The organism is Candidatus Hodarchaeum mangrovi (assembly GCF_975850365.1).
In genome coordinates, this window is sequence record NZ_CDLCQJ010000125.1 from 1 (window position 1) to 5,248 (window position 5,248).

Below are 5,248 nucleotides of genomic sequence, written 5' to 3' on the forward strand. Positions count from 1 at the left end.
AGAAAAAACAGAAGGAGCTTTAGCTAGTACCACCCTAGTTACTAATATAGTAAACTTAACCTTTCTTTTACTAGGATTTTTAATAATTATTCAATCATTAGGCATAGATATAACTCCATTGCTTACATTGTTAGGTGTTGGAGGATTGACAGTCGCTTTGGCTTTACAACCTACCCTATCGAATTTTTTCTCTGGAATATATATTATTGCAGCTAAGGAATTTTCTGTAGGTGATTTTATAAGACTTGATACAGGTGAAGAAGGATATATCGTTGATATGAATTGGAGACATACAATAATTCGACCTCCTGCTAAATATGATATTATTATCCCGAATATTCGACTTGCCACAGCCTCGGTTACGAATTTTGGAATATCCTCAAAAGAAATTCAAATCACCATTCCTTTAGGAGTAGGTTATGAAAGTGATTTGGAACATGTAGAACAAGTAACCGTTGAAGTAGCTATACAAGTAGTAGAGCAAGTACAAGGAGAAAAACCTACTACTCTACCTTATATCCGATACCATACATTTTCTCCTTCATCTATTGATTTTAATGTGAATATCTATTCTAAAAAGTTAAAAGATAGGGCTAAAATCCGTCATGAATTTATCAAACTCCTCTATAAACGATACAAATCCGAAGGTATAGATATTCCATATCCAACCACTGTAGTATTATCAAAACCTTTAGCATGAGGAATTATTATTCTTCTTTACAGATTTCAAAGATCTTTCAGATTTTTTTTCCAAATAGCGGTGAAAATTCTAAAAGATTATAAAATTAGACGTAAAACGCCATTTAAAAAGGAAAAATTTTAGGTAGAAACAAAATTCTTGAATCGTTTTATCCTAAATCCTTATAATGTTGAAGTTTTATTATCTACAATAAATTTCAGGTGATCGTATCAAAGGGTTTTTGAGAGATTACTAGCACGTTTAAACTTGATAAGTATATGATAAATAATACATTTAATTTAATTTTTCCTCAGATAGATGAATTAGTAAACCAATCGTTCACTGTTACCTCATTTTCTTATAGATCTCCTCGAACAGGAAACACTTCACAAACTTTAGTTCTGCCAACCTATGAAATCCTTCGCAGAAGTGATCTTTCTAGCAATATGCAGTTTATTACATCCAAACTGAAATCTCTTGGTTTTATTCCGTTCCTTCGAGCTCATCCGACACAGGAATCAAGAGGTTTGCTTTTTATTTTACCAATGAACGAACGAATGCTAGATACAAAACAAAATCTAAAGACTCCGGCAGTTCTTTTCGCTTTTACGGTACTTTCAGTAATATTCTCAGGAATAAATATTTGGAGGACTTTAAGACAAATTGAACCAGGATTAGATCTCATTGTCACTATTGGGCTTTATTTAATAGGAATCATGGGTATAGTAGGAATTCATGAATTAGGACATCTTGTAGCTTCACGCCTTCATGGGATCAATGCCAGTTGGCCATATTTTATCCCCAATCCTTTTAGTTTTGGAACTTTTGGAGCGTTTATTACTCAGAAATCCCCAAGTAAATCCAAAAATGCGCTATTTGATGTAGGGTTATCAGGACCTATTTTTGGATTCGTAGTGGCATTGATTTTTACTATTTGGGGTCTATTTCTATCTTTTACAGTCTCAAATCTTCCAAATATAGGAGAAGATATCTTTTTCACAAATTTTCTCCAGTTTAATAGTCCTACGCGATATAGAATACCTCTATTCGAGCTATTAGCATTTTTAATATTCCCTAATACCTTTTATGAATCTGAAATTATACTCCATCCTCTTGCACTCGCAGGTTATATTGGATTATTACTTACTGGGTTAAATTTAATACCGATGGGACAAACAGATGGAGGACATATTGCACGTAGTCTAACTTCGGAAAAAAATCATCGGGTAGTAACTTATATTAGTGCAGGAGTTTTAACAATCTTAGGATTCTGGTTCTTTGCCATTCTACTACTCCTTATGTACTCACAGACAGGCCATCCAGGTCCCCTTGATGACATATCCTCAGTGAGTAATTCTAGAAAACTTATAACAATCTTAGGATTGGTTTTAACAGTATTATGTCTACCATTTCCAGTAGAGATATACACTTGGATAATTAATTTATTTACATAAGTTAATTATTTTAATGTTGAATAGTAAAATTCTCCAATTTCTTTTTGAGTTTTGTCCATTTGAGAATCTGCCTTATTAATTCTTGCCCGTCCAGTTTCTGTGTCTCGTCGAAAAGTTATATCTAGGCTCTTAAGAAAAGCATTCATTCCTTCACGTTTTGCTAAAGGTCCAGAAACATAACCATGCTTAGCTGGGATCCCATTGAAAAGCATAATTCGATCTCCAGTAAAATCAGCAAGTTGAATATCATGCTCAATGGATATTACAGCACTAGCTGGATTACGTTTAATCTGGTTTCTAATAACACTAGCAATTTTTGTTCTTTCAAGGGCATCTAGGAATGCAGAAGGTTCATCTAGGATGAATAAATCTGCTTCACGAGCTAAACATGCTGCAATAAAGACCCGCTGGTTTTCCCCTCCAGAAAGATCCTGCATGTTACGTTTGAGAAAATGAGTGATCCCAAGAGGATTTAACAGTTGTAATTGCCAGTATTTTGTATTTAAATATTTTCCAGTAGTTTGTTGTAGAAATTCTGAAACATTAAGGTCATAATTCTTGGAAATCAACTGAGGTTTGTAACTAATAACCGCAGGAATTTTGGCAACATTTGGAATTTTACCAGAGATTAAATTAGCAAAAGTTGTTTTTCCTAATCCATTTTCTCCCACAGCCACCATAATTTCTCCTAAAAAGATACTTCCTTCTCTGATATCGAGACTAAAATCCCCTAATCTAACTGACATTGATGGCCAAGAAATTGCTGGTCCTAGCTTAATTGTTCTTTCTTTTGCTGTTCTTTTAAAAGAAATTACCCGTGGTCGGAAATGAATATTTTCATCCTTTAACCATCCAGTTAAAAACGAATTTAATCCTTTTTTAACAGAAAGAGAGCGTGAAACGACTCCATAAACATGAGGTTCTCCCCATAAGATGTGGATAAGATTAGACCAGTAATCTAAAACTGATAAATCGTGTTCAACAACAAGAACATAACGCCCTGCTCTTTGTTTTAAGTTAAAAATTCTAGCTAGAGCTAGTCGTTGTTTCACATCAAGGTATGTAGCAGGTTCGTCTAATAAATATACATCAGCTGGTTGTATAAGGGCATAGGTTATCGCAATTCTCTGTAATTCCCCTCCACTCGTCTGATTTAAGCTCTTACCGAGTAGATTTCTCACCTCTAAAATATCCATGACTTCAGTGTCTTCAGTTTCAATATTTGCATAAAGCTCCTCAACCGTAATAGCTTTATGTTTCATTTGATCTAGATTCTGTTCCTTGATAGAGACTTTAATGGTTCCTTGCGAAACATCGTCCAAGAATCTTGCCATTCCAGGAGTTGTCAATGAATTAAGAAATTTGTCAAAGGAATCAGGGGTCGAAAATCCGCCATTAGGTTTGATGTCTCCTGCAAGAATATTTAAGAGTGTAGACTTTCCAATTCCGTTTTCTCCAACGATTCCAGTCACTAAGCCTTTGTTTAGAAGGGGGAGACCATAGAGTCGGAACTCAGAGTCAACATACTCATGAACTGGACTCCATGTTTCTACTTCTCCTGGAATATTAACTACACTTATTGCCCGTTTAAAACAGGCATTAACACAGACACCACAATTGATACAGTGTTTTTCTACTATTTGTGGGAACAATGAATCTCCACGAAGTTTTATTGCTTTGGGAACGATTTGGGGATTGTTTTTCTTACCAGTCATATTTACTGGACAAAGGTTAATGCAACGGTAATTACAGGTATCAGGTGAACATTTATTTCTTAATACAACCGTTTTCTTCTTCATCAGTCGTTACCTGAAATATTAAAAGGAAAAATTAATTCATTTTTAATTTATTGAGAAAAAACTTCTCAATTCCATTATATTCTGCTTATGGCATGAATATTTTTCTTACTTTGATGGAAAATAGATTAATATTATTAAAAAAACTGTTTTTTTCACCAATTATGGCGTTACAAATTTGGTTGATAAGAATACTTGAACAAATTAAATAAAATTTATACCCCTCATCTTATAAAAGAAAAAAAAAAGAATTTTAATCGCTTATCAAATCTAATAAACGGAGATTAAACAATCAGTGGAACAAATTGCTCATTTAGAATGGACTCTCGGGATTGGCTTGATTTGTGCTTCAATCTGGAACATAGAAGTAACCGCACTTGGATTTTTTCTTCTAGGTATTGGTTCAGTATTTCCCGACCTTTTTGATTGGTTCATCTTCCGTGGAAAACGATTCTCTGAAGGACATAGAGAATTATCTCATACAGTTTATTTCTTAGGATTATTAATATTATTGAGTATTATTGTACCAATTATCGGATACCTAACATTTGGTAGTATCCTTCATATTTTTGAGGATGTTTTAGCAGGACGAGACTATATCTATATTTTTTCACCGCTTACTCATCGTGGAGGGATTCGCTTGATCACTAAAGAACAATCAATAAAAATAGGGGGATTTATTCGTGATATAATTAAAGGATCATTTTTAGGCTCCGAAAATATTGGAAATGAACTATCTTGGTTCTGGTTTCTAACCATAATAGGGTCATGGTTTTTAATTGGGGGAATCTTAATGTATTTTGGTTAAGGAGTGGATCTAGAATAGAAGCATTAAAACATACAGAATGGGTGTTCGGCACAATTTTTATCTGGTTTGCGGTTTTTGACCTTGAATTTACTCCCATTTGGATTTTAATCGTAATATTCGGAAGTCAAATTCCTGATTTCCTTGAATTGATGCTTATTCGATTAAAATGTCCACAAAATACCGCTCGGAAGATATCGCATGATTACGCGATTGTGTTGTTTCTTTGGGTAATAATTCCTTTTAATTTATACCCTGAATTAAACCTTCTCACAACAGCGATAGCGGTCCATTATGTTGTTGACTTATTTTCAGGACTCGTATCAATTTACATAGCGGGTTTTTTATTTGGGGAACGAACCGCTATATTATATGTAACAACAGAACACCGAATTGCTATTGGGAAAAGAATTGATAATTGGGGATCAAATTACTTGATTGCTGAAACTGAAGACCCTACTCCAGAACTCGCGTGGTTTTGGGTGATGCAGCTTTCAGGAACCATATTCTGTGG

5 protein-coding genes are annotated in these 5,248 nt (G+C 34.2%); 4 read left to right on the plus strand and 1 reads right to left on the minus strand.

Annotated features, from left to right (window positions below; translation table 11 throughout):
• Positions 1-700, plus strand: a 700-nt coding sequence (locus ACWVCY_RS12040; RefSeq protein WP_455143077.1) for a mechanosensitive ion channel family protein, incomplete at its 5' end; no start/stop codon positions are given.
• A 257-nt stretch (positions 701-957) separates the two neighbouring features.
• Entirely contained in the window at positions 958-2,133 is a 1,176-nt protein-coding gene (locus ACWVCY_RS12045; protein WP_455143078.1) for a site-2 protease family protein, read from the plus strand.
• A gap of 5 nt (positions 2,134-2,138) precedes the next feature.
• On the opposite strand, the gene ACWVCY_RS12050 is transcribed toward ACWVCY_RS12045, so the two are convergent.
• Positions 2,139-3,932, minus strand: a complete 1,794-nt coding sequence (locus ACWVCY_RS12050; protein WP_455143079.1) for a ribosome biogenesis/translation initiation ATPase RLI — start codon at positions 3,930-3,932, stop codon at positions 2,139-2,141.
• Positions 3,933-4,224: 292 nt separating this feature from the next.
• On the opposite strand from ACWVCY_RS12050, the gene ACWVCY_RS12055 reads away from it, so the two are divergent.
• Positions 4,225-4,737, plus strand: coding sequence for a metal-dependent hydrolase (locus ACWVCY_RS12055; protein ID WP_455143080.1), 513 nt, complete (start codon positions 4,225-4,227; stop codon positions 4,735-4,737).
• Positions 4,698-5,248, plus strand: a 551-nt coding sequence (locus ACWVCY_RS12060; protein WP_455143081.1) for a hypothetical protein, incomplete at its 3' end; no start/stop codon positions are given. The genes ACWVCY_RS12055 and ACWVCY_RS12060, both read left to right, overlap by 40 nt.